Annotated in this window: 27 protein-coding genes; 14 read left to right on the top strand and 13 right to left on the bottom strand. The window is 56.1% G+C overall.

Annotation, left to right across the window (positions count from 1 at the left end; translation table 11 throughout):
* Positions 1-59: 59 nt before the first annotated feature.
* Positions 60-263, bottom strand: a complete 204-nt coding sequence (locus PJU76_RS00635; RefSeq protein ID WP_271780044.1) for a hypothetical protein — start codon at positions 261-263, stop codon at positions 60-62.
* An 86-nt stretch (positions 264-349) separates the two neighbouring features.
* Entirely contained in the window at positions 350-655 is a 306-nt protein-coding gene (locus PJU76_RS00640) for a hypothetical protein (RefSeq protein WP_271780045.1), read from the bottom strand.
* Positions 656-1,200: 545 nt separating this feature from the next.
* Between PJU76_RS00640 and PJU76_RS00645 the strand changes: the two genes are divergently transcribed.
* The 6 genes from PJU76_RS00645 to PJU76_RS00670 all read left to right on the top strand — a co-directional run bounded on the left by PJU76_RS00645 (position 1,201) and on the right by PJU76_RS00670 (position 7,054).
* Positions 1,201-1,329, top strand: a complete 129-nt coding sequence (locus PJU76_RS00645) for a hypothetical protein (RefSeq protein ID WP_271780046.1) — start codon at positions 1,201-1,203, stop codon at positions 1,327-1,329.
* A 407-nt stretch (positions 1,330-1,736) separates the two neighbouring features.
* Positions 1,737-2,075, top strand: a complete 339-nt coding sequence (locus PJU76_RS00650) for an ADP-ribosylglycohydrolase family protein (RefSeq protein WP_271780047.1) — start codon at positions 1,737-1,739, stop codon at positions 2,073-2,075.
* Positions 2,076-2,359: 284 nt separating this feature from the next.
* Positions 2,360-3,493: a cytochrome-c peroxidase gene (locus PJU76_RS00655; RefSeq protein ID WP_271780048.1), complete on the top strand. Its 1,134-nt coding sequence runs from the start codon at positions 2,360-2,362 to the stop codon at positions 3,491-3,493.
* 103 nt (positions 3,494-3,596) lie between these two features.
* Complete coding sequence (locus PJU76_RS00660; protein ID WP_271780049.1) at positions 3,597-5,447, top strand: cytochrome c biogenesis protein ResB; 1,851 nt, start codon at positions 3,597-3,599, stop codon at positions 5,445-5,447.
* The gene (ccsB, locus tag PJU76_RS00665; protein ID WP_271779008.1) at positions 5,440-6,627 is read left to right on the top strand and encodes a c-type cytochrome biogenesis protein CcsB; all 1,188 of its coding nucleotides are present in this window, start codon (positions 5,440-5,442) and stop codon (positions 6,625-6,627) included. The genes PJU76_RS00660 and ccsB overlap by 8 nt, the downstream gene beginning before the upstream one ends.
* Before the next feature lie 223 nt (positions 6,628-6,850).
* Positions 6,851-7,054, top strand: a complete 204-nt coding sequence (locus PJU76_RS00670) for a cold-shock protein (RefSeq protein ID WP_014027598.1) — start codon at positions 6,851-6,853, stop codon at positions 7,052-7,054.
* A gap of 69 nt (positions 7,055-7,123) precedes the next feature.
* Here the strand turns inward: PJU76_RS00670 and PJU76_RS00675 are convergent, their stop codons facing one another.
* Entirely contained in the window at positions 7,124-7,471 is a 348-nt protein-coding gene (locus tag PJU76_RS00675; RefSeq protein WP_271780050.1) for a hypothetical protein, read from the bottom strand.
* Between the two features lie 184 nt (positions 7,472-7,655).
* Between PJU76_RS00675 and PJU76_RS00680 the strand changes: the two genes are divergently transcribed.
* The gene (locus tag PJU76_RS00680; protein WP_271780051.1) at positions 7,656-11,594 is read left to right on the top strand and encodes an EAL domain-containing protein; all 3,939 of its coding nucleotides are present in this window, start codon (positions 7,656-7,658) and stop codon (positions 11,592-11,594) included.
* A 55-nt stretch (positions 11,595-11,649) separates the two neighbouring features.
* Here the strand turns inward: PJU76_RS00680 and PJU76_RS13780 are convergent, their stop codons facing one another.
* From PJU76_RS13780 to PJU76_RS00725, 9 genes are all read right to left on the bottom strand, one after another.
* The gene (locus PJU76_RS13780; RefSeq protein WP_271780052.1) at positions 11,650-11,880 is read right to left on the bottom strand and encodes a hypothetical protein; all 231 of its coding nucleotides are present in this window, start codon (positions 11,878-11,880) and stop codon (positions 11,650-11,652) included.
* Complete coding sequence (locus PJU76_RS00690) at positions 11,828-13,141, bottom strand: Rne/Rng family ribonuclease (RefSeq protein WP_271780053.1); 1,314 nt, start codon at positions 13,139-13,141, stop codon at positions 11,828-11,830. The genes PJU76_RS13780 and PJU76_RS00690 overlap by 53 nt, the downstream gene beginning before the upstream one ends.
* Positions 13,138-13,725: a Maf family protein gene (locus PJU76_RS00695; protein ID WP_271780054.1), complete on the bottom strand. Its 588-nt coding sequence runs from the start codon at positions 13,723-13,725 to the stop codon at positions 13,138-13,140. Before PJU76_RS00695 ends, PJU76_RS00690 begins: the two co-directional genes overlap by 4 nt.
* Positions 13,722-14,567, bottom strand: a complete 846-nt coding sequence (locus PJU76_RS00700) for a hypothetical protein (protein ID WP_271780055.1) — start codon at positions 14,565-14,567, stop codon at positions 13,722-13,724. Before PJU76_RS00700 ends, PJU76_RS00695 begins: the two co-directional genes overlap by 4 nt.
* Positions 14,564-14,998, bottom strand: coding sequence for a hypothetical protein (locus PJU76_RS00705; RefSeq protein WP_271780056.1), 435 nt, complete (start codon positions 14,996-14,998; stop codon positions 14,564-14,566). The genes PJU76_RS00700 and PJU76_RS00705 overlap by 4 nt, the downstream gene beginning before the upstream one ends.
* Positions 14,999-15,005: 7 nt before the next feature.
* Entirely contained in the window at positions 15,006-15,479 is a 474-nt protein-coding gene (gene rlmH / locus PJU76_RS00710) for a 23S rRNA (pseudouridine(1915)-N(3))-methyltransferase RlmH (RefSeq protein ID WP_271780057.1), read from the bottom strand.
* Positions 15,480-15,485: 6 nt separating this feature from the next.
* Positions 15,486-15,842, bottom strand: coding sequence for a ribosome silencing factor (rsfS, locus tag PJU76_RS00715; RefSeq protein WP_014027606.1), 357 nt, complete (start codon positions 15,840-15,842; stop codon positions 15,486-15,488).
* 23 nt (positions 15,843-15,865) lie between these two features.
* The gene (nadD, locus tag PJU76_RS00720) at positions 15,866-16,522 is read right to left on the bottom strand and encodes a nicotinate-nucleotide adenylyltransferase (RefSeq protein ID WP_271780058.1); all 657 of its coding nucleotides are present in this window, start codon (positions 16,520-16,522) and stop codon (positions 15,866-15,868) included.
* Positions 16,523-16,593: 71 nt separating this feature from the next.
* Complete coding sequence (locus tag PJU76_RS00725; RefSeq protein ID WP_271780059.1) at positions 16,594-17,502, bottom strand: thioredoxin fold domain-containing protein; 909 nt, start codon at positions 17,500-17,502, stop codon at positions 16,594-16,596.
* A 173-nt stretch (positions 17,503-17,675) separates the two neighbouring features.
* On the opposite strand from PJU76_RS00725, the gene msrA reads away from it, so the two are divergent.
* The 3 genes from msrA (at position 17,676) to PJU76_RS00740 (ending at position 19,575) form a co-directional block, all read left to right on the top strand.
* Entirely contained in the window at positions 17,676-18,263 is a 588-nt protein-coding gene (gene msrA / locus PJU76_RS00730; protein WP_271780060.1) for a peptide-methionine (S)-S-oxide reductase MsrA, read from the top strand.
* Positions 18,264-18,277: 14 nt separating this feature from the next.
* Positions 18,278-18,703, top strand: coding sequence for a peptide-methionine (R)-S-oxide reductase MsrB (gene msrB / locus PJU76_RS00735; RefSeq protein ID WP_271780061.1), 426 nt, complete (start codon positions 18,278-18,280; stop codon positions 18,701-18,703).
* 299 nt (positions 18,704-19,002) lie between these two features.
* Complete coding sequence (locus PJU76_RS00740) at positions 19,003-19,575, top strand: hypothetical protein (RefSeq protein ID WP_271780062.1); 573 nt, start codon at positions 19,003-19,005, stop codon at positions 19,573-19,575.
* A gap of 90 nt (positions 19,576-19,665) precedes the next feature.
* Here the strand turns inward: PJU76_RS00740 and PJU76_RS00745 are convergent, their stop codons facing one another.
* Positions 19,666-21,204 carry a glucan biosynthesis protein gene (locus PJU76_RS00745; protein ID WP_271780063.1) on the bottom strand — a complete coding sequence of 513 codons (1,539 nt, stop codon included), beginning with the start codon at positions 21,202-21,204 and terminating at the stop codon, positions 19,666-19,668.
* Between the two features lie 442 nt (positions 21,205-21,646).
* Between PJU76_RS00745 and PJU76_RS00750 the strand changes: the two genes are divergently transcribed.
* The 4 genes from PJU76_RS00750 to PJU76_RS00765 all read left to right on the top strand — a co-directional run bounded on the left by PJU76_RS00750 (position 21,647) and on the right by PJU76_RS00765 (position 24,043).
* Positions 21,647-21,778 carry a hypothetical protein gene (locus tag PJU76_RS00750; RefSeq protein ID WP_264317782.1) on the top strand — a complete coding sequence of 44 codons (132 nt, stop codon included), beginning with the start codon at positions 21,647-21,649 and terminating at the stop codon, positions 21,776-21,778.
* Positions 21,769-22,593, top strand: coding sequence for a response regulator transcription factor (locus PJU76_RS00755; RefSeq protein ID WP_271780064.1), 825 nt, complete (start codon positions 21,769-21,771; stop codon positions 22,591-22,593). Before PJU76_RS00750 ends, PJU76_RS00755 begins: the two co-directional genes overlap by 10 nt.
* A 362-nt stretch (positions 22,594-22,955) precedes the next feature.
* On the top strand, positions 22,956-23,645 hold the full coding sequence (locus PJU76_RS00760; RefSeq protein ID WP_271780065.1) for a MotA/TolQ/ExbB proton channel family protein: 690 nt from the start codon (positions 22,956-22,958) through the stop codon (positions 23,643-23,645).
* On the top strand, positions 23,645-24,043 hold the full coding sequence (locus tag PJU76_RS00765) for an ExbD/TolR family protein (protein ID WP_271780066.1): 399 nt from the start codon (positions 23,645-23,647) through the stop codon (positions 24,041-24,043). Before PJU76_RS00760 ends, PJU76_RS00765 begins: the two co-directional genes overlap by 1 nt.
* Positions 24,044-24,058: the final 15 nt, after the last annotated feature.

Below are 24,058 nucleotides of genomic sequence, written 5' to 3' on the forward strand. Positions count from 1 at the left end.
TCACAGTGTGGAACTCCGGGAGCTTGCACCCTATGTGTTGCCCTTGCGTGGTGCGGTACTCATTCTCCAGGCTCAGGGGAATAAAGGTTGCTGAACTTGTGCGTCTGTGGAGAGCGGCTTTCCAGTTCGGTTACAAACTGATCGATCATGGCTTTCAGATCGGCGCTCACAGCATAGGCGGCATCCCTGGCGATGTCGTCAGGAACATTGGCCGCACTGAGGGCGCGGTATAAGGCGAGTGGGCTTTTCATGCTATAAATCATAGATGATTACTCCATAGACAGGATCATTTGAGGGTAATGGTATTCTGGGAATTCAGAATGACTATTTACTCCAAGGCCGGGTCCCATCAATGGGCCAGCGCCTGATGGATGGCGGCAAAGAAGACGATGCCACCCGCCACCACGGTGAACATTGTGGCGATAAAGTACAGGATCGGATGGAATTCATCCTCCGGAGCGTCTTTCTGCAGCGTCCACCCAGCGAGAAAGAGAATCAACGTGACCCATATCCCCGCGCCCATCGCCGGGACGAGCCAGCCCATTTGGGGAAAGCTCCTGATGACCGTAATCGCAACCAGCAGGCTGGTGCATATCCAGGAGAAAGTTGTTGCCAGGATCCAGCCCGGACAGGATTCATGTTTCACATGGTTCATAAATACCTCTCAGCAATTCAAACATGGTGTCTTTGGGCCATGGCGCCTCCGTCATGACCTCAAAAACAACGTATCATGTCGCTTCACACTTGCTGGGATTTTCAGAATTTACGAGTTGCCGTGAGTGTGATTGGCGGCAGTACAGTTCGGTACACTGGCGGTACCCCAGTCGCGCCAGGGTAGCCCTACAATAAACAATAAAAACCAAATACAAATAATAAGTTGACACAGGTGTACTCGAACACGCCCAATTCGCAACAATATAACTCTTTGAAACATAACAAAACTGAAAATCCTCGTGTCGGCGGTTTGATCCCGTCCCTGGGCACCATCTAAAACAGTAAGTTGCATCACAAAAATCCATCATAAAAACCATTGGCACAGGCGGGTGGCACAGTAAAACCCTTCCGGATCGGTGGATCAGGAATCCATGTGTCGGTGCAAAACCCCTATTACCTTGTCCGTAAACCATCAGAACAAGGCGGGTGAATGGCGAGCATCAATCGTCGTGGCAAGCATGGAAAGTAATCGCTCGACGAGAAACAATGCATCCACGGGCCACCGTCATTCTCCTCGCACAACTCGCCAGCCCTACTCGGAAAGACGATTCTGAGTTGGATCTCTCGGTAGCGCTGTTCGGTTGGATGGATTCGGAAATCCTGATTTTTCTGTGAGAATCGATCCGTTGCCCGACTCTGGGTGAGTGCAGTTACCTGCAAGCAGCAACTGACCCCGAGATGCGGGCTCAGCGCATGCGCACGCTGGTCCGTAATGCCGGCGGCTTTCGTCGGACCGCCATAGTGACGGCAGTATCATCTGGTCACCAGACATAAGAAAGCCCCTAGGGATCAGCATACCCCCAAGATGGAAGGGAGTGCTTACTGCCAAGGGGCGGATGCACTTATGATAACTAGAGTTATGGCGCATATCAACCCACTCCGAAGGACAAGACATCATGGGAAAGGGTGCTTTTGCGCAGGTTCGTCTTGGCCGTATCCCAAGCCGAAAAGTGGTCAGATCCCTGGCTAGGGCATTTTCCCGTTGGACCAGTATTTCTCCGCCGTCGCAGGGTGGCGAAGGAATGCAGGCAGGTCAGTTCACGTCGCCCGACATCGTCATTGAACCCGCCTGGAAGGTGAGCCTGGTTTACGGCATGCCCTGCGCCATTTACCACCAACTGCCTGCGGCTTACTACCTGGCCAGTCGTTTCCGGGAAGATTATGAATCAGCGGTACTGCACGCCATCAACGGGGGCGGACAAAATATGTCCCGCGCGCTGTTGACGGGTGCGCTTGTGGGCGCTCAGGTAGGTCTGGAGGGAATTCCCCGTCGTTTCATTGCCGGGCTGCGTGACGCCCAGCGCTATCTGGTGCTGGCGGCGGAACTGGAGCAATGGGCGGTCAGGCAGGAAACGCTTTAACCTTGGGATAGGGTAGGGCGTGGCAGACCCGACTGAAAACCAGTCATTGGCAACCGAAAAAGCTCGCAAAAGGGCTTCTGGTAACAAGTCAGGGGGACTATGACCATGTGCACACTATCGGAGCTACGCTCTCCAGGAGGCCTCCAGGCAGGCGGTGAAGACCATGCGGAACAGCGCAGCATGACCGAGATCCCGAACACGTTACATTGACCATATCTAGACTTGTGTCGTGAATTATTTTTATAATTGGTCTAAGGGACGGCTCTGTTTATTTGGGAGGGGATATGGGAAAGAGTGCAAAGCTATATGGTCATCGTCAGTATAGGCAGGTCATTGCTCGTGCGGTTCTGGCGGTAGGTATCTGTCTGGGCGGCATCGAGGTGGCATTCGCGTTTGGCGGCGAGTTCCCGTTGAAGGTTCCAGTGCCGGCAAACAACCCGATGACACCCGCAAAAATCGCTCTTGGTAAGCAACTGTTTTTTGATCCACGACTATCCCTTACCGGCGATGTATCCTGTGAAACCTGTCACAACGTCATGGGCAACGGCAGTGACGGTTTGCCCCTTGCGTTCGGGGTGCTTGGCCGGGTGGACACGCCTCGCCATGCGCCATCGGTCTTTAATGCCGCCTTCAATACCGTGCAGTTCTGGGATGGTCGTGCGAATAGCCTGGAGGCCCAGGCCAAAGGTCCCATCCTCAACCATGTGGAAATGGGAATGCCAAATGCAGCGGACCTGGTCAGGCGCTTGCAAGAGATACCCGGATATCGCGATGAATTTACCAAGGTATTCGGCGACAAGAATCCTATCACCTTCGAGCACGTTGCACAGGCCATCGCCACTTATGAACGTACACTGGTAACACCAGGCAGTCCGTATGATCGTTACGTCAAAGGCGATAAGGCGGCGCTTAGCAGCAGCGCCATAGCAGGCATGAAAACAATCCGGTCGTTCGGATGTGAGTCGTGCCACGCCGGACCGATGTTTGACAACCCCGGTACGCCCATGGGAACTGGGTGGTTCCAGAAATTCCCGGTGCAGCCGCACAATCCGGTCTGTGCCAAATATGTACAGAAATATCATCTCATGGATGATCCAGGTCGTTTCGACGTGACCCACAAAGCGGCAGACATGCATGTATTCAAGGTTCCCAGTTGGCGCAATGTTGCCCTGGAAGCGCCCTATTTCCACAACGGCTCCGTGGGGACTCTGCAGACTGCAGTACGAGTCATGGCAGCGTGCCAGTTGGGTCTGACGGTCACGAACAAGCAGGTGAGCGATATTGTTTCCTTTTTGGACAGCCTCACGGGCAAGTTTCCCAAAGAGACCATGCCAACCCTTCCAGAGACGCCTAACACCAGCATTATGATGAATGTTTCTCGGTTGGAAAAAGTTGCAGTGGAAAAGGCGAAGAAGTAAGTTTTACGCGGTGCTCGGTAACTCTCATCGGTTAGAGAATAGTCAATGGTACGGATAACATATTAGCACCTGGCCGTGTGCGAATTAATCAGGGGATCACTCTTTGACCAAGCAGTCTACTACCAGAATTGCCGGACCGTCACGAATCAGTTCGGTAGTAAACTTTCTTGGTTCGATGCGGTTGGCTGTTAGTCTGCTGGTTTTATTGGCGATTGCCTCTGTTATTGGGACGATTTTGAATCAGCAACAACCCTACGAGGACTATGCGTTAAAGTTTGGCCCGTTCTGGTTTGATGTTTTTCGCGATCTTGGTTTATACAATGTTTACCGGACGAATTGGTATCTGGCTATTGTGGGTTTTCTCGTCTTGTCCACCAGCACCTGCCTGATCCGAAATACACCGCGCATGATCAGGGAAATGCGCGAGCCGGATACGGCCATGGCATCGGCATATGACCCGCAGGGTATGGCCAATAAAACGGAAATCATTTCGTCGTTGCCTATGGACTCTGCGACACAAATGGTGGTAGCCGTTCTGCGTGGACGCGGCTATCGGCCGAAGTTGCACGACCGTGGTGACGGCGGTATGGTCATTCTTGGCCGCAAGGGTCGCTATAGCCGCATTGGCTATATCTTAACGCATGCGGCGATTATCGTGTTTTGTGCGGCAGCCCTTTATAACGCGGATATTCCCGTGAAACTGGCCATGCTGACAGGTTCCACGCAACCGGAAAACAACTTTCACATTCCGCTGTCGAAAGTTTCCAAGAATGCATGGCTGCCCGTTGGCAATCCAGCATACCGCGGCACGGTTACCGTTCCGGAAGGGCAGTCGACGCAGGTGGCCTACGAACTGGTGGGGAACGGTTACCTCGTCCAGCCCCTCCCCTTTCGAATCAAGCTGAGGCGATTTCACGTCTCTTACTACTCCACCGGCATGCCCAAGGACTTTATTTCTAATATCGTCCTTTACAATGACCAAGGGAAAGTGCTGAAAGAAGCGAATGTCCGCGTTAATCACCCCCTCAGCTATGAAGGTGTCCAGATCTTTCAAGCCAGTTTTGTCGATGGCGGCTCGCTTCTGAAGATGAAGCGCTACATGCTGAATAATCCCAGTGCGGGCGCCATCCATCAAGAAGGCCGCGTCGGGCAATCAGTGGATCTTTCTGGCACCACATACAAACTGAAACTCAAAAACTTCTCATTGGATAACGTGGTGCCCGCCGCCGCCATTGAATCCGTACCGGCGGGGGACCAGCAACACATCAACCTGGGCCCGAGCTTTACATCTATCGCGCAAAGCGGATCCGGATCCGGTGCTGAATTTAAAACCTACATGCAGCCCATATCGAGAGGTGGGCAATCTTATTTTGTGCAGGGCGTAAGAACGGCATTTGGCACCCCCTACCAATACCTCTTCATTCCAACCGGGCCCAATGGAAGCATCGGACTGTTCATGAAATATTTATCGGCCCTGCAAAAACAGGCGATGGTAAATAAGAGTGAAAATAACAAGAGTTACGTGCTGAACACCTTCAGACAAGTAATCGCCAGGGACGCCCCTTCCATGACGGCAGATGCCGAGGCCGCCTATTTTCAATCGGCCATCAGCGCCATATTACAACTGAAGGCGTACCCGGTACCCTTCATTGTCACCCTGACCGGATTTGATCACCGCTGGGCGGCTGGGCTGGAAGTAACGAAATGGCCGGCCACCATCGTGATCTACTGGGGCTGCGCCGTACTGGTTCTTGGTATATTTATACTATTCTATTTACCGCAGCGCCGCCTTTCGGTGGTGTTGCGCACACTGACAGAGGGTACAGAAGTGATCATCGGCGGCACCAGCAGCCGAAACCCGTATGAGTTCACCAAAGAGTTTGATGGATTGGTGACCCGTCTCAGAAGCGTCCTGAGGAATCAGGATGACCAGAAGGAGAACAATGATGGCTAGTTCACGAGCAGATGAGTTGGTAGCGCTCACAAAGATTGAAGCAGAAGGTCGCTGGATTAACCGCCTTAGCAGGCTCGACTTGTTATGGTTCGCCGGACTCACGGTTACCGTCGGTGTACTGGTGGACGTTTTTAACAGTCAGTTTTGGTTTTGGCAGTATGTGGTCCTGGCCACCTGGTATGTCACGCTTGTTGCCGTTGGCATCCATTGGCGCGCTTTTCAAGTGGCCTTCCTGACCGTGCTGAGTGCCGCGTTGTTGGGTGTCTGGCTATATAGCATTGGGCAAACGCCCGCCAACGACGTCATCTTGCGCTACGTGCTGCAGGGTTACGCCGGCGTCATGTGGATGGTCGGGTTTTTTTTGGCGGCCACGGCGGCCTACCTGATAAATTTCTTTACCCTCTCGGAAAAGGTGGGGCGTCTGGCAACGGGGCTGACCTGGGTTGGCGTGCTCATGGGTTTCATCGCCCTTGGTGTGCGCTGGCGCGAAACCTACATCGGGCATCCCGACTGGGGGCACGTTCCGGTGACCAATCTTTGGGAGGTGATGGTGGTATTTTGTGCGGCCACTTCCCTCTTCTACCTCTACTATGAATCCCGCTTCAAGTCCAAAGCGCTAGGCGCTTTTGTGATGCCGTTGGTGGCTGTGGCCGCAGTGTTTCTGCTCTGGCTCACGTTTGTCCAGCATATGAATCGCATAGCCCCTATCATTCCGGCATTGCAGAGCTTCTGGATGAAACTGCATGTGCCCATGATGTTTGTGTCTTATGCGAACTTTACCATCGCCAGTCTGGTGGGTCTCGCCTACATTCTCGCTGACCGCTCGCGTAGAAGCGGCGGTGGCGGGATTCTCGCGCGAGCGCTTCCCAGCGGAGAGATTATGGACAACATGATGTCCAAGGCGATAGCCCTTGGCTTTTTATTGTTCACGATTGCCACCATCCTCGGTGCAGTGTGGGCGGCCAAGGCCTGGGGCGGTTTTTGGTCATGGGATCCCAAGGAAACCTGGGCGCTGATCGTGTGGCTGAATTATGCGGGATATCTTCATGCGCGCACCAGCAAGGGATGGCGTGGCAAGCAGATGGCGTGGTGGTCATTTATGAGTCTATGGGTAGTCACCTTCTGCTTTCTTGGCGTCAACCTCTTCCTTTCCGGATTGCATTCCTATGGCAAACTGTAACTAAACTTCATAATCACATGACCATGCAATCAACGCCGGAGTGCGGCGCAGTCTGATTTTGGAAAGGCGATTGCACCGTCACTAGCGAACCCGGAGCATCCCATCCTGATCGGGAGAGTCGGGTTCGCTGCAAAAAAGTCCTTGCATACATGTATAAAAGTCATTATTGTGCCCCACTGGACAAGTCGTCCGAATTTAACGTAATGTTAGGAAGTCCTTAAACATGGCAACTGGTACAGTAAAGTGGTTCAACGATAGTAAAGGTTTTGGTTTCATCACGCCGGAAGATGGCAAGGAGGATGTGTTTGTGCATCATTCTGCTATCCAGGGCAGCGGCTTTAAGACTCTGGCGGAAGGCGCGCGCGTAACGTTTAATAGTGTTCGCGGCCCGAAAGGCATGCAGGCTGAGGACGTGCGCGAGGCATAATCCTTTTCCGGATGATCGCCACAGGGCGCCGCTCTTTTGCGGCGCTTTTTTATGCTCTCAATGTGTCTGTTATGGCCTGGGTGGGGTGCGATGATGTCTGTCGTCGTCTTGTGTCAGAGCATAGAGGTATGAGGCAATTATCCCGAGCATGCCACCAATCACCACGCCAGCGATTAAATACTCTAAAGATTGCTGTGCGTAAGGCTGTGCGAGACGCTCAAGACCGTGAAGGTTTTTTCCGTCTGTCATGACGATGCGGAAAGGTAGTTGCCCGATAAGCGGGACCGCTGGACGGAGAAGATAAGCCACACCTCCGCCCAGTGCGGCAAAAATGACTATAAACATGCTTCTTATTCCGATACCTTCAAAAAAGCTGTTGTGACGACGGTTATTCATAAAAATTTTGCCAGTTAACAATAATCATCGGTGATCCTCACTTTAGCGGTTAATCGATAGGCGGACAAGAGCCTGCCGCGTGACCGGCCTCAACGCATTGCTTTTTTGCCAACATCGCCTATCTACAGGAAGAACAGCCCATCAGGGGTTTGCTTCCATGATCCGTAGGGCCTTTCGTAACCGATCCTTCTTAAGGAAGGTCAGCGTGCCTTTCATTCATCTGCTGTCCGCTTTTGCCAAACGGCCGGAGCGTTCTATCCATATTTTTTTTGTTGGTATTACCCTATTGATCGTAGGATTTCTTGTATCCAATACGATAAATGCCAGAAATGCCGCCCATGCTGTATTGCATGGCAAAGCCGCAGAGGCGGGGCATGTTGTCGCAGACGGGGTGGCACTGCAAATCCGTGCCCATTTTCATGATTTGACGTTTCTTCGGGATACCTTCCTCCAAAAGGGATCTGGAACGCTGATCCCCAGCGCCAAAGCGCTGGCCGTTTTTACGGCTTTTCGCCAAACACATCCGGCCATCATCGCCATCAATATTCAGAATCCCGCCGGCCATCTCATCGTCTGGTCGAGTCAAAAGCCGTCTTCCCATCCCATCATTGCTTCGGACAAGGTATTTCATGCGCTGCAAGACGATCCGAATCAATCTCTGGGGACACCATTCTTTGATACGCGGGATCAGACCTGGGTACTGCCCCTGCGCGAACGCTTCAGGGATAACGAAGGCCGCGTGCTGGGTTTTATCGGATCGCCATTTCTCCTGTCAAGAATGAGCAGCATTCAGATCCCTCCGATGATTCAGGGAGTGGTCCTGAATCTTTCCGACGGCAAGGCGATATCCCTCTGGAAGGATGGACACTGGTTCCCGCCGCCCCTGCTCCTGCCCCGCCCCGTAGATGAAATAACAACGCCTATACCGGGCTTGCCATGGATTGTGCGCACGCAATGGGATGCGGCAACGCTGGCTCATCTCTTCTGGGAGAACGAATGGCCCTATCTGCTGCTCACCTTTTTATTGCTCCTGATCACCGCAGCCACGGATACAGCCACCCAAATCGCCTATGCCCGTATCCGTCAACTGCATGAATACCAGAAGGCGGCGCTCCATATTCAACAATCGCTCATCAACCTCCAGGATGCGGAGGAGATGTATCGGCTGGTGGTGGACACCATCGTCGTAAAGACCAAAGCCATCAGCGCCTATGTGGCTCTTCCCGAGCCCGGTGCGGAATGGCTGCGCATCACCGCTGCCCGTGCCGATGATTCTGACCTGCAGAAGTCTCTGGCGCAGATGAAGATTCCGCTGGATTCCACCCATTTGCCCTATGGCAATTTGCTCCCGGCGCGTTGTTTCCGCGAGAAAGTATCGTTAGGGCCACTGGATCCCCAGGAACATGCGGCGATGGCAGAGGTCAATGGCATCCCCGCGCCGCGCCGCGTGCGTAGCGTTATGGCTTATCCTATCTTCTTATCCGATAGCCCGGATCCCTTTGCCTTGCTTATGATCGAAAGTGATACCCGGCACCACTTTACCCCCGCCCTGCAAAATCTCCTCGCACAGATGGTTCAATCCGTGGGCGCCGCCCTCACGCAATCCAGGCACCACCAGCAACTGCAGCAACTGCAGCAACTCGCCCATTTCAGCGTGCTGCTTTCCAGTGCCAATGAAGCCATCGCCCATATGGAGAACGAAGCGGATCTGCTGCAAACTCTCTGTGCACTGACCGTCCAGCACACAAATATACGGCTGGCATGGATTGCTCGGCCCGGTGAACGGGGTGCTTTTAAAAGCCTTGCCGCTGCCGGGGCGGTGGACTATCTGGAGGACATCTGCATTTCAGTGTCCGCAGAATCTCCCGAAGGGCAAGGTCCTGTAGGCCAGTCATGGCGCGATCAACAAGCGGTTTATAATGTGTCATTTACCAAAAGCTCGCACATGCATCCCTGGGTGCAACGCGCTCAAGCCTTTGGGATGGGGGCGAGCGCAGCGCTACCCATTTACCGGGGTGGCAAGCTGTGGGCTGTCCTGGCGGTATATCGTGGCGAAGAACGCATTTTTGAGGCTGACCTCCGGAAGATTCTCGAAGATTTGGCCAAGGATGTGGGCTACGGCTTGGATCGTCTGGATATCCTCCGCAAGGAACGGGAAGCCAACGCTTTCAATGAAGTGCTACTGAATGTACAAACTTCTGGTATCAACGTGATGCGCTATCCAGAACGGATAATCGAACGGATCAATGCACGGATGCTGGAGATGTTCGGGGTCGCTTCTATGGAGGATGTGGTAGGCCACCCGATACGGGAGTTTTTTTCAGAAGAAGAAATCTATGCGTGGATGAATGCATCCACGCAAACCGTGCTGAAAGAGGGGCATGGCACAGTCAGAGATGTACCCTACCGCCGCATGGATGGATGTGTCATCTATATGGATCTTTCCGGCCAACGACTGGACGAACCGGATGGCGTGGAACGTATTCTTTGGACCTGTGTGGACGTGACGGAGCGCCATCGGTTGATGGGTGAACTGGCACAGCAAGCGCTCTTCGATATGCTCACCGGCCTGCCTAATCGCCGTGCTCTGGATGCGGAACTGGAAAAGGCCATGGCCCGCGCCGATCGTCATGAATACCTTTTAGGCGTCGTCATGATGGATCTCGACGGTTTCAAGCTTGTCAACGATACCTATGGCCACGAGACCGGTGATCTGGTCTTGCGGAGCGTCGGTCAGCATTTGCGGGAAGGCGTACGCCGCACGGACTTTGTGGCTCGTCTGGGTGGTGATGAGTTCGTTTTGCTTCTGGAAGATTGCATCTCCATAGAGGAAATCAACATCGCCCTGGAGAAGATCGGGGGGGCGGTCCGACAACCCATCGATCTTCCTGACGGAAACAAGGCAGAGATCGATCTCAGCGCCGGGATGTCCATCTACCCTACCGATGATGGTATCAATAATCCGGACACGCTTCTCCGCTACGCCGACCAGGCGCTCTACAAGTGCAAGAGTCACAAGACGGATCGCTTGCATTTCTGGACCCTCTATGGGGAACCGGTGCCACTGCGGCTGAACGCTGTCCAAAAACAGTTGCGAAACGGTGAACTGCTCGTCCATTACCAGCCCGTCCTCGACACCCATTCTCACCAGATCGTGGGGGTGGAGGCATTGGCGCGACTACGGAACGAGGATGGGCGAATTCTTCATCCGGGAGAATTCCTGCCACTGCTCACGGCCGAGGACGCTATCGATCTCAGCTGGATGGTCCTTACCCAGGCATTGACCGATCTGGCCGAGCTGGATGCTCTGGGATGGTCGCTCTGGGTATCCTTTAACGTAGCCCAGGAAGCTTTCGACGACCGCTGCGTTCGCTGTCTGGCAGGCGTTATGGGAGCCAGCGGCATTGATCCTTCCCGGATTACGCTGGAAATCCTAGGAGATAGCAATTTCCTGGGGCGTAATGCTGCGTTATCTGTTTTGCACGACATCAAGGATCTGGGTATTCGTCTCGCTCTGGATGATGCGGGCAGCGCTTGTTTCTCTCTGCTGCGTCTTAAGGCGTTGCCCATTGATGAAATCAAGCTGGATCAGGGCTTCATCCGCTTCCTGGAGGAGCGGCCTCAGGATTTGTATTTTATTGCCTCTATCCGGGATTTGGCGGTCGGCATGGGAGTGGACCTGGTGGTGGAGGGGGTTGAAACGGATGAAATTCTGGATGCGATCTCGGTCATGGGCATCCGATTATTGCAAGGCTATGCTATCGCCAGGCCCATGCCCGTGGCGCAATTGCGGGAATTTCTCGTCCAGCGTCCATTCTATCATCGACAACACCCGACCAGCTTGCTCGGACTTTATGCCAAACAAGTATCCGACCAAGGGGCTTTGAAAAAGGTGATCCTCGATAATCCGCTGTTGATCAATAGTGATGAACTGGCAGAGGCTTCTCGATGTGTCATGGATGAACATATGCGGCGTTTGGGTCTTGCGGAAAACTCGCTCTTGTTTGGACTGCATTGGGAGGTCCATCGCGCTATCGCATCGTTTTTGAAGGCCCCCGTCATCGGAGACTGGGAAACGGTGAAACAGACGCAAAAAGCGTTTGCGGATGGATTGCTGGAAGCCTTCCAGAAAACAAAATGTTGATATGGGCTGCGGGGAATCTGCATAATTTAAAGAGTCCCGCCGCGTCTTTGCTCTGCTACATCAGAATGATGTCGTATTGTTCCTGCGTATAGGTCGCTTCTGCCTGCACCTTGATGGGCCGACCGATGAACTCCTCCAGTGCCGCGAGGCTGGTGCTTTCTTCGTCCAACAGCTTCTCCATCACCTGCGGAGAGGCCAGGACCACGAAGCGCTCTGCCGGATAGGCGCGGGTTTCACGGACGATCTCGCGGAGAATTTCGTAGCAGATGGTTTCTGCGGTTTTCATGAAACCGCGGCCATGGCAGTAGGGGCAGGGTTCGCAAAGGGTCTGGCGCAGACTTTCGCGGGTGCGTTTTGCGGGTCATTTCCACCAGGCCCAGAGATGAGATCTGGGTGATGTTACAGCGGGTACGGTCGCTCTGGATGGCCTTTTCCAGTGCGCGCTGGACGCGGCGTTTGTGCTCTTCGTCTTCCATGTCGATGAAGTCGATGATGATCATGCCGCCGATGTTGCGCAGCCGCATCTGCCGGGCGATGGCGGCGGCGGCTTCCAGATTGGTCTTGAAGATGGTTTCTTCCTGATTGCGCCGCCCTACGAAGCCGCCGGTGTTGACGTCCACCGTGGTCAGCGCCTCGGTCTGGTCGATGATGAGGTAGGCGCCGGACTTGAGGGTAACCCGGCTTTGCAGGGCGCGCTCAATTTCGTCCTCGACGTTATAAAGATCGAAGAGCGGACGCTCGCCGCTGTAGTGTTCAATGCGATCAGCCACTTCCGGGATGACGCCCTGGCAAAAGGCCAGAGCGGCATCGACGGTTTCCCGCGAATCGATGCGCACCCGTTGAATGTCATCGGACATCACATCACGCATCATGCGCATGGCGAGGTTGAGGTCGCTGTGAATTTGGCTGGGGGCCGGGCTGCGCTCCAGCCGGGCGCGGATGGAGTCCCACAGGCGCCGGAGAAAATCGATGTCGCCGACGAAATCGGTCTCTTCCATGCCCTCCGCGAGGGTGCGGATAATATAGCCCCCAGCCTCTTCGGGCGGGATCGCGGATTTAAGCTGCTCCTTGAGCCGGAAACGTTCTTCTGGCGATTCAATGCGGGTGGAGACGCCGATGCGCGGCACAAAAGGCATGTAAACCAGATAACGTCCGGGTAGGGTGATGCGGGTGGAGAGGCGTGCGCCTTTGCTGCCGAGGGGGTCCTTGATGACCTGCACCACCACTTCCTGCCCTTCGTGGAGCAGGGCACAGACGTTGCGAACCTCGTGGTGACCAGCACGGGGTTCGATATCCGTCTCGCCTTGTACCTCATCGCTGTCATCTTGAATGTCTGTAGCGTGAAGAAAGGCGGTGCGTTCCAGGCCGACATCGACGAAAGCGGCCTGCATGCCGGGCAGGACGCGGCGGACGATGCCTTTGTAGATATTGCCCACCAAACCGCGATGACCGCTGCGCTCAACCTGGAGTTCCTGGAGGACGCCGTTATCCACCAGCGCGACGCGGATTTCCTGGGGGGTGACGTTGATCAGCAGTTCTTCGCTCATGGTTGTCCTGAAAGGTAAGGAGTGGAGAGGCCGCAAGCGGCAAGCATCTCAGTCGTTTCGAAAAGGGGCAGGCCCATGACGCCGCTATAGGATCCTTGCAAGCCGCTGACAAAAACCGCGCCGATGCCCTGAATGGCATAGGCCCCGGCCTTGTCAACCGGTTCGCCGGTATCCCAGTAGGCGCGCATCTCCGTGCTGGCAAGAGGGCGCAAGCGCACGGCGCTGCTGCACAGACGCAGCGCCACCTGGTCCCGGTGGAGCACAGCGACAGCCGTATGCACCTGATGCCAGAGGCCACCGAGTGCTGCATACATTTGCATGGCTTCCGCGAAGTTGCCGGGCTTGCCGAAGATGCGATCCCCTAGCGCCACGACGGTGTCTGCCGCCAGGATGACGGCTTCCGGGCTGGTCGGACCCGCAGCGAGTGCTTTGCCATGGGCCAAGCGTTGAGCGAGGGCAGTCGGAGTCTCGCCGGGTCGCGGGGTTTCATCCACGTCGGTGGCCAAAACCTCCGGCGCATAGCCCAACTGCTGGAGCAGGGCCAGGCGGCGCGGTGAGGCCGAGGCGAGAATCAGGGGGGTCACGGAGTCGGGCTGGCGTTCACCAACAACAGTTCGGCGGTCCCCGAACTGAGGCCGAGGCCGGTGGCCAGTGCCAGCACCGTACCGGGGATACCATCATGGCGCAGGGTGCGGAGAATGGTTTCGGCGCGTTGGGTGGCGACATTGGCGCCCAGGGGTTGAGGGGCTACCCGCACGAGTATTTCACTGGCCGCCGTCTGCTTGAGGATGCCGGAAATAGCCTGTAAACGCTGTGTGCCGCTGGTGGAAAGCCGAGTGTTGCTGCTGAACAAGCTGTTTACCGGCATGGTGACATGTACCCCGTCGCTGGCGGCTCGAACCTGGGCGTATACCGTCAGTGCCTTGCTGTAGCCGGGCTGCGTCGTGAGCGGAGTGGCGGTGACGCCTGGGATGGGTATGGCACCCTGCTGCTGGATTTCGGCTTGCAGATGCTGGATTCGGGCACCGCTCATGGTTTTGTTCGCCAGTTGTTCGCGCAGCTTGCCGTATTCGTTCTGTAGCGCCTGGTACTGGCGGGTCAACGACTGCACTTGGTGTCGCAGGCCGTTGAGCCGGTTTTGTCCTGTCACCTGTTGACGTTGTTCGCGAAGACCGGCGAGGCGCGCGTTGAAAATGGCGCGATCGACCTGGAAAAGCACAGGGTTGACCTGATCGCGGGTCATCATCCGCAGGCTGCTGTGCAGGCCGAACAGGGTGGCGGGAGGTATGGGCGGGCCACTGCGCTGGGCCTTTTCCAGGCGTTGGAGGGCTTGCTGCAAGGCCTGCGAGGTGGCGATATCGGCCACCGCTATGCCGGGCAGCGCAAGGAGCAGGGCGACGGCGATGAGGTGACGGGCGCGCATCATGAAGCCTCCTTGGCGATTTGTGCTTTGGTGGCGTCAATTTGCTGGTGGGTCGTGGCAATCTGACTCTGCAAATTGCCAATCTGACTTTGCAGTGCCGCTCGCTGACTGTTCGGGGCCGCATTCAGGCGGGTCTGGATGTTGTCAAGCAGAACCCTGGCGAGCAGCGTCTGCCGCTCGGCATATACACGATCGCCGCGCGCCACGGCTTCCCGCGCGGCGCTCAGTGCCTTCTGTACCGGCGCCAGTTGCCGCGCATTGACCGCGGGCGAGAGGGCGAGGATGCGCTCCCGACCCGCCTGTACGGCAACGGCGTCGGAGACGCTCTGTTGCGGGCTGACCTGCACCATCTGCGCGCAGGCGCTGAGGCCCAGACCAAGGGCCAGTGCCATCCCCAGGCGGGGATAGAGACTTTGGTTCCATAGCGTGTTCACGTCAGCGTCACTCCTCTCCGCCACGATGGTAAGGTAACCGGGCCTGAATGCTCCAGGCTCGGTATAGTTGTTCAGCCAGCACGACGCGCACCACCGGGTGCGCGAGGGTCAAGGGCGACAAGGACCAGCGCCAGTCTGGTTGCAGGGCCGGATCGAGGCCATCGGGGCCGCCGATCCATAGTGCCACATCGCGCCCGCCGGCGAACCAGGTGTCGATGCGCTGCGCTAGGGCCTCGCTGTCCAGACGCTTGCCGACCACCTCCAGCGCCACCCGTTCGGCACCGTCGGGGGTGGCCGCCAGAATCCGTTCGCCTTCTTCGCGCCGCCAGCGTGTCGGGTCCCCGCTGCGTCCGCGTCGCGCCAGCGGCAGTGCGCGCCATTCGACGCGTAATTGCGGAGGCATCCGTGCCGTGTATTCGGCGACGCCCGCCTCTACCCATGTTGGCATTTTACTGCCGATGGCCAGCACCCAGAGGCGCATCGCGGATCAGCGCCCCTCGTTTTGGCCACGCATCTGCGGGAGCTCTCCCCAGAGTCGTTCCAACTGGTAAAAATCGCGCACTTCCGGGCGCATCACATGGACGACGACGTCACCGAGATCTACCAGCGCCCAGTCGCCCACAGTGAGACCTTCCTTGCCTATAGGTTTCACGCCCTCTTCGCGCATGCGTGCCATCACGGCGTCGGCCAGCGCCCGCAGGTGGCGGTCGGATGTGCCGGAGGCAATGATCAGATAATCAGTGATGTCGGTTTGCTTGCGGACATCGATACTCTTGATATCGAGCGCTTTATGCTCATCCAGAACGGAGATGGCCAGATCGCGGAGGGTTTCTGCTGTCGCCAAGTGTCATGATCCTTTGTGTTGGGTTACGGGCTATGATAGAGCCCTTCGGCGTCAATATAATCCAATACCTCGTCCGGTAACAGGAAACGCGGACTTTGATGATTGGCGAGCAGGCTGCGGATACTGGTAGCGGAGATCTCCAGCGCGGTGACCGTGTGAAACAAAATACGCCCGGCCGACGTCTGGCGCAGGGTGTCGACATCTTCACAGCGGCGCTGATAAAGAGCCTGGCGCAGGGCTTCCGGTAATTCGGCGGCAGGCCAGCCGGGGCGCCCGGTAACAATGAGGTGGGTGAGGTCCAGAATACGCTGCCAGTGGTGCCAGGTGTCGAAGCGCAGGAAGGCATCCATGCCGATGACCATGGCGAGTAGCGCATCCGGGCGTTGCTGGCGCAGGGCGGTGAGGGTGTCAACGGTGTAGGACGGTCCCTCCCGCTCCACTTCCCAGGAACTGACCGTGAAGTGCGGATGGTGGGCGACGGCGATGCGGGTCATGACCAGACGATGGCGGGCATTGGCCCAGGGGCTTTGACGGTGGGGCGGGTGCCCGGCCGGGATCAGCATCACCTGCGCAACGCCGAGAGCCTGCCGCACCTCCTCCACGGCACGCAGGTGCCCGTAATGGATGGGGTCGAAGGTGCCGCCGAGGATGATCAGATCATCATGTGTGGAACTGTGCATAAGCGGAATATAACCAAGGGCTGCCTGTGGGGGAAGTCGCCCGGTATTGAAGTGGGCCAATCTTGCGGAGATCAGGGTGTGCAGCCATCCGCGCTCACATTGCCATCGAGCGAACTGATCAGTGCGGGCAGTGCATGCATGGCGATGCCATGTTCCAGAGTCATCTGCGGGCCGGTTTTATCCCTTGTTGCGTTGGCGTCAGATGAATTCTTCCGACAGAAAAGCAGGGCTGGTGTCGCTTCTTCGCCGCTGGCCTGCAGCAACGCGGTGTTGGTGTGGATGGCCGCTATGTCCAGTGGAGGAATCTGCGTTAAGGGCTGGGTGCCGCCTTCCTCGGTATTCTCATTAAATCCCTTCTCGTTATTCGCCCAGGCGACTGCCGGGTCTTTGGCGGCGAGAATCGTGGCCGCCTTGGCAACGCTGGAGTCTTTCAGAAAGCCGACCGGGATTAATTTTACCTGGAGTTGACCGTCGGCGACGGGTTTTTGCAACTCTTTCCAGAGCCGATGGCAGTAGATGCAGTTGGGATCCATAAACACCACGATCAGCGGGCCTGCATGGCCTATCGTGAAACCCGGCGCCTTCATGGCCGCCGGGGCGATATGCGCGGCAGGGACCTTCCTGGGTTGGGCCAGATACTTTTTTGTGGCCGTTTGGGTGATATCGCGGCCCTTATCGTTCACCACCGGGCCGAGCAGGAGGTAGCGGTTGGACAACATCCAGAGTATGCCCTGCTGATGCTGGCTGTTCTCGGCGACGATGCCGGTAAGCTTTTGGGTGGGGCCGGGAAAGACCTTGACCACATGGGCCTGGCCATGAAAGTTGCTTTGCACCAGATGCTCCGCAGATTCGAGATTCGGGCTGGTTGCACAGCCGGCGAGCACCAGCGGGCCGAAAAGCAGTGCCGCTAAACGCAGCCCTGCGGCTTTTCTGAATGCAATGCGCCTTTTTGTTTCGTGGCGCCGATTTTCATCTGTCATGCCCGCTCTCCTCAATTTTTGCAAAACGAATCCCGCCAGAGCGTAAATACTAACAAATGCGCTGGAATCTGGCACATCAGCCCGCTACTGTTTGGTTTGCTGAAAATTTGTCGCTATGCTCAGGGCAATGCCCGCTCCGGTCAGGAGCGATGGGCGCTCATGGAGTGCATGTCATGACTTTAACGATTCCTGCTCCCGACCGGGAGGATCCCGCCGCCGATATACCTGGTATGGCGGTACTGGCGGGGGGCTGCTTCTGGTGCGTGGAAGCGGTGTATCTGGATCTTGCCGGGGTGACGCGGGTGCTGTCTGGTTATACGGGCGGCGCGGCGGAGACGGCGAATTACCGGGCGGTGTGCGGTGGCGCAACAGGTCACGCTGAGGCGGTGGAGATTCACTACGATCCGACGCTACTATCCTTTGGCCGCTTGTTGCAGGTCTTTTTTGCGGTAGCCCACGACCCGACGCAGCACAACCGGCAGGGGAATGATGTGGGGACACAGTACCGCTCAGCGATATTTACCAGGAATGATGCGCAGGGAGGGCTGGCGCGGGATTATGTGGCGCAATTGAATCGGGAGGGTGTTTTTGGGGCGCCCATCGCCACCGAAATCACGCCCTTGACGCATTTTTATCCCGCCGAAGACATGCATCAGGATTACGCTCGCCGACATCCCGATCAACCCTATATTTGTGCGGTGGCGCTGCCGAAAGTGGAAAAGCTGCGCGCGCGTTTTCCGCAATTGTTGCGCAAGAATTAATGGAGATTATGGCAATGGCCTGTTCATCCGCTGGTTTTGATCTGACCCCGATCGACGCCGGGAAGCGCGCAGAAATGGCGAGGGGATTGTCTGCCGAGGTGCGTCACGTGCTTTTTGAGCATGGCACGGAGCCGCCTTTCTGCGGCGGACTGCTGCATGAAAAGGGTGATGGGACTTTTGTTTGCGCGTTATGCAGCCTGCCGCTGTTTCGTTCTACAGCCAAGTTTGAGTCGGGGACCGGCTGGCCGAGTTTCCGAGAACCCTATGCGCCCGACCACCTCCGCGAAATTCGTGATGCCAGTCACGGTATGATCCGCACGGAAATCCGCTGCGCTCGTTGTGATAGCCATCTGGGGCATGTATTTCCCGATGGGCCGGCGCCGACGGGGCTGCGCTATTGCCTGAATTCGGCGGCGCTGCGCTTTGAAAGGGCCGTGTAGTTCCCAAGATGGAAGGGGCGGCGAATGTCGTTATTGAGCGACGGAAGAGCCGGGTGTCGCAACCCCTCTACAACGGGTCAATAAACGATGGATTTTAATCCCATGCTATCGACGATTTTCATTTCGTGTGCCGCCACAGACTATTTTCTTTTTGTTGCCCTAGAGCGACGAAAATACGGTTCAGTATGGTCAACCATTGGACTGCCGGCGCGAAAAACAACCGATAGCGGCTGTGGCACGATAACTGCTGTACTACATGTATATGGTTTAGGAAAACCGCCAAATCATGGAGTTTTATCGTGTTTAAAGATGCTGATGCCGTTAACATTTCCAGATCACCGCTACTTCGTGGTGAGGTCCCGCATATCACACCCGCTCTGACGCAGCGTTACCTGGACCATCTGGCGTTGACACCCGCACAGCGGCGTTGGGTGGAAGAGGAAATTACACAGGCGCCAAGCGGCGCGGGAAATGGTAACGCATTCATTGCACTGCAGGCTGCGCTCGGGTCCCTCGCGGAGGGGGATGAACTTCATGCGAGACTGGCGCTCTCATTGCCCGCCACGCGTCACGCTGAGTATCCTGCGGCATGGTTGCGCCGTCAGCAGGTTCCGGTGATGCACCGTTCATCGATGGCCTCAAAACCGTTTCTGCGTTCTCCGCAAGACGCGTTGCGGCATTTTCTCAACGCTACCTTTGTAACTCCGGCACGTCGTACCTCTGTACGCGGTAAAAGGATGGTCAGAGCTGCCGTCGTATGGGGCATTATCCTGATGGGTGGTTTGACCGCCCCGGCATTTGCACGTGCCCACGGGGATCACTTCCAGATCAATCCCAGCTACGCAACGCAACAGTTGACGAACGGGGACTGAAGCATGATGGCTCGGGGCATGCGGCGCGATGGCTTGCAAAAAACCATCGCGCCGCATGATTTATTCAGCTTGTTATTGCCTGACTGACTCCTAAGACTTCTTGCTGCGCTGCAGCAGATAGGTCCAGGTGTCGCTGAGGGTGTGGTCACGCGATTCCAGAAAGACGCGAACGTTGGTTGGATGATTCGCCGGCGGCAGGATCTGAGCCCGCCACTGCCACTGATGATTGGTCGGATCGAAGCGTACCGCGGAATGGATTAAACGAGTGTCTGCCCCCACGGAAACATGCGCCTGCACGGGGGTGTTTGCCGGGAGTCGGCCTAAACCGCCACCCGCGAAATCTACCACAATACGGCGGCTACCACCGCTGTGCGGCACGGTCCCGAAATAGGTTGCGACGGGGTGACCCCCTGGTGGCAGATCGGCGGCGTCACGCAAAAAATCCAGGCGATAGCTAACGGAAAGGGCCTGTCCCGGTTGCGGTGGATGCCGAGGTACCCAAAACGTCACGATGTTGTCAAGATTGCGGTTATTGGTAGGTAATTCCACCAGCTCTACCTGCCCCTTTCCCCAATTGTTCAAAGGCTGAATCCAGACACTCGGCCGCTTCTGGTATTGCGTGTAGATCCCCTCATAACTGGTGAATCGCCGATCCTGCTGAAACAAGCCAAAGCCCCGCGGATGCGCCAAGGTGTACCGTGTGACTTGCGTATACAGTGGATTGTTCAATGGTCGGGTAATCCACTCACCATCGCCGTTGGCCATAATGAGATCACTGGAATCATGTTGTTGCGGATGCCAGTCACCGGCGCGAATACCGCGTCCACGGCCATGCCAGAACATGCTGGACAACGGCGCGATTTCCAACTGACGGATCTTCTTGCGCGGATACAGGACCGCGTGGACGCGGATTTGCGTGCTCTTGCCGGGGGTGACTTCGAAGCGATAGGCGCCGGTTATCAACGGGCTGTTGAGTAGCGCATAAATCGTCAGATGATGCACGCCAGGCCTTGGGCGCTGTAACCAGAATTCCTGAAAATACGGAAAGATTTCACCGGAGGGCAACGCGGTGTCAATCCCAAGCCCGCGTGCCGAGGTGCCATAAACCGCATCTTTGTTCACCGCCCGAAAATAGCTCGCACCGAGAAAAGACAGAAATTCATCGTGTTGCTGCACATATCCAGTATCTTTAACAAGAAAACCCGCATAACCTCCATTTTTGGGGATATGGACCTTTTTCGCCAGTGCGCCTTCGACGGAAAACGTCTTCGAATCGTAGTGAATGGGATACACCTGACCGTTGCGAATCACATTGATGCGCACGGGATGATCAAAGGTACCGCCTAACGGGTAAAATAAGATTTCGAAGGGAAGGCCGTCGTGTTTCCACAGTGGATGAGTATCGAGTATATGCCCATACGCCTGCGGACTTAGTTGGCGCAGGCTTTTACTGGCCTCCACCGGGCGCGGATGCCAGGCGCTCTGCGCGAGATCATGAGCGTCATGCACTACCTGACTGAAAGCGAATGGTGTTGCTGCCGCACCTGGAGCAACGGCGGCGAGCAGCGCTCCACAACACAGGGGAAGCACGATGACACGGATATTGAATTTTGGTTTGCATATGGTCATGCAGATTGATCCAGCAAGTTATATGCCACCAGGCGCAGGTCACTAATTTTCTGTAAAAATGACTTAAATGAGGCTATAGGCGCGCAGCCATTTTCGTCGCCTGGGAACAACAAAACAAATGATCCGCACGTAATCGCAGTAAATTATTATATATTGGAGTCCACTTAATAATTAGCGTGTTCCAGAGGGAAAGAAGAGAAGTTTAGTCGCTATGTATGGATGTCGCCTGTTGGCGACGGGTGACGGTGGGCAGGCATTTGCAGATAAACGCATGCCCATGGAAAACTCTGCCACGGCGCCAGGAGAATAACCATCAAGCCCTGCTCTGAAAGCGTCGCCGGCATGAATTGTCATAAAAAAGTCATGTAATTTTCATGCTAATGTCACATAAGCCAGTTATCCTACTCGGAGCCGCAATCTAGCCCCGCATAAGGAGAACTGCATGAGTCAGTCCACGGGCACGCACGTAGTCCAACTCCGTGCCATCGACACCCCCGCTCAACATTGCTTGGTGAGCTTCTTCCATCTGCGCGTCGCGTGCACGGTGCGCATGGAGTTTTCGCTATGTTTTTAATTTTATTAAACAGCGTTGTCGTGCACGCGGTACACGTGCTACGTGCGGCGATGTTTGCGCAGGCGCGACCCTCCCCGCCGATGATCCGGACCGGATCGCCACACAGTCCACGGATCCTGCTGCTGGTCAATGCGCGGACCAACGGTAAAACGATCATTTCCGTTGAAGTGGCTCTGGAGCGCGCCGGTGGCCAAGTAATACGGAGCACGGAGCGCTCTAAAGTGGAGCAGCTGGTGCGGCGCTGGGATCCTGAAGTCTTGGTTCTGCTCGGATGGTCTGCCACGACAAGTGATTGGGTGCGGCACCTGCAACGCGCGCCGCGTGAGAGCGATCTGCCTTTCCTGGTGGTCGGCAATAGTGCGGAGGAAGACCACGAAGAAACACACGCCGTAGCAGCTCTGGAAGTAGGGGCACAGGCGTATATCCCTGCCAGTATGGGGCCGGAAATCTTAACGGCCCAAGTCTGCGGTCTCCTCAAGAAACTGCGCACACAAGCGCCTGCCCGGGTGGTTAAAGCGGAAAACATCTGCATCGATCTGGTGGCGCTGCGGGTCTGGATATTGGGACAGGAAATTCATCTACCGCGACGGCTTTTTTATCTGCTGTACTATTTCGCCACGCATCCGGACGAGGTCGTTTCCAACGATCAGATCGCCGACATCCTGTGGGAGGGTAAGGGCACTTATCTCGCTCCCAACACCCTGGTGGTCAAGATTTATCGTTTACGCAAGATTCTGGAAAGTGTGGGAGCCAAAAGCTGGCTGGAAACAGTGCACAGTTTCGGATACCGATTTTCACCACCAAAGAATACGTAGAATATGTAAAACGTCATAAAAATGTCATGACAACGTCATAAAATCAGCACCTCAGTGACATATGGATGCAATATTCGGCTGTTAGCATGAGGCTATTCCAGGAGGCAAAAGATCTCCACTTTTGATGTCGTCGGATACATCCCGACCATATAAAGAGGTAGCCGCATGAACGCCGTAATACAAAGCCCGGCGCACCCGTTGGTGTGTGCCGGAGCAGGACACATTTTTATCGTCCACGCCTTGCTTGATCGATTGTCTGCCCATACCGGGTTGACCTTTCGGATCAGTCCCCAGCACCAATCTTTACTTCTTCCGCGCGCGCTTCGGCGCCGTTCCTTTCTGATATTTCAGGAGTCTTATTGATGAATATCGCTTACCTCATCCACCTCGCCAATTACTCCGACGGTGTGCTTTATGTGCTGGCTGGCCTTCTTGTGCTTGCCCTTGGCGTTATTGTCGACCGGTTCTGGTATCTGCGCCGCACCATCCTGCGCGGCACCGTTTTTGTGCAGGAGCTCGCTCAGCACGGACGCTTGGACCGCAGTGCCCTGCAAACCCTCGCGGATGCCGCAGGCGACTTGCCGGAGGCGGCGCTGTTGCAAACGGCGGCGAGCCACTCGGGACACGTGCAGGGCGATCCACTTGCCAGTCGCCTGGAGGAGAGCATCCTGGTCATGGCGCCGCAACTTGATCGTCGCCTATGGGTGTTGGACACCATCATCACCCTGGCACCACTGCTGGGACTTTTTGGCACCATCATCGGTATGTTTCACGCCTTCTCCATATTGGCCGCACCAGGACACGCACCGGCGGCGGTGACGGGCGGGGTGGCGGATGCCCTGGTCGCCACCGCTACCGGCCTCTTCATTGCCATGACCGGCCTGGTGGCGTTCAACGCCTTCAACAATCAGGTGCGGCAAATTCTGCTGCAGTTGGATTCGGTGAAGACCATGCTGCTCAACCGCATGGACGGACACCCGATCACCGACGGCGAGGGGAATATCCAGGCCGCGATGTCGAGGGTGACAGCGGCCGTGGCGAGGGCGGGCTGATGGAACGGCGCTATTTCGAACAGAGGAAGGGCCGGGTCGAGATCATCCCGATGATCGACATCATGCTATTCCTGCTGGTGTTTTTCATCATGATCACGTTACAGATGATCCCGGACAAGGGGCTGAACTTGCAGTTACCCGCGTCCAGTCAGGCGAAGCTGCTGCCGCATCCGCATTACACCATCAACATCGAGAAAGATGGGACGGTGGCGGTCAAGGGGCAGCACTATGATCTTGCCGGTCTCAAGCAACTGCTTGCCCGTGACGGCAACCCCGGCAAGACCCAGATCACCATCGCCGCGGATAAAGCCGTACCGTTTCAAGACTTCGTTCACGTCATGGACGCCTGCCAGAAGGCCGGGGTCAGTGATATAGGTATCGCCGCAAAACCCCACTGAAATAAAAAGGAGAGT

Origin of the sequence: Acidithiobacillus ferriphilus (assembly GCF_028215975.1) — a bacterium.
GTDB classification, from domain to species: Bacteria; Pseudomonadota; Gammaproteobacteria; order Acidithiobacillales; family Acidithiobacillaceae; genus Acidithiobacillus; species Acidithiobacillus ferriphilus.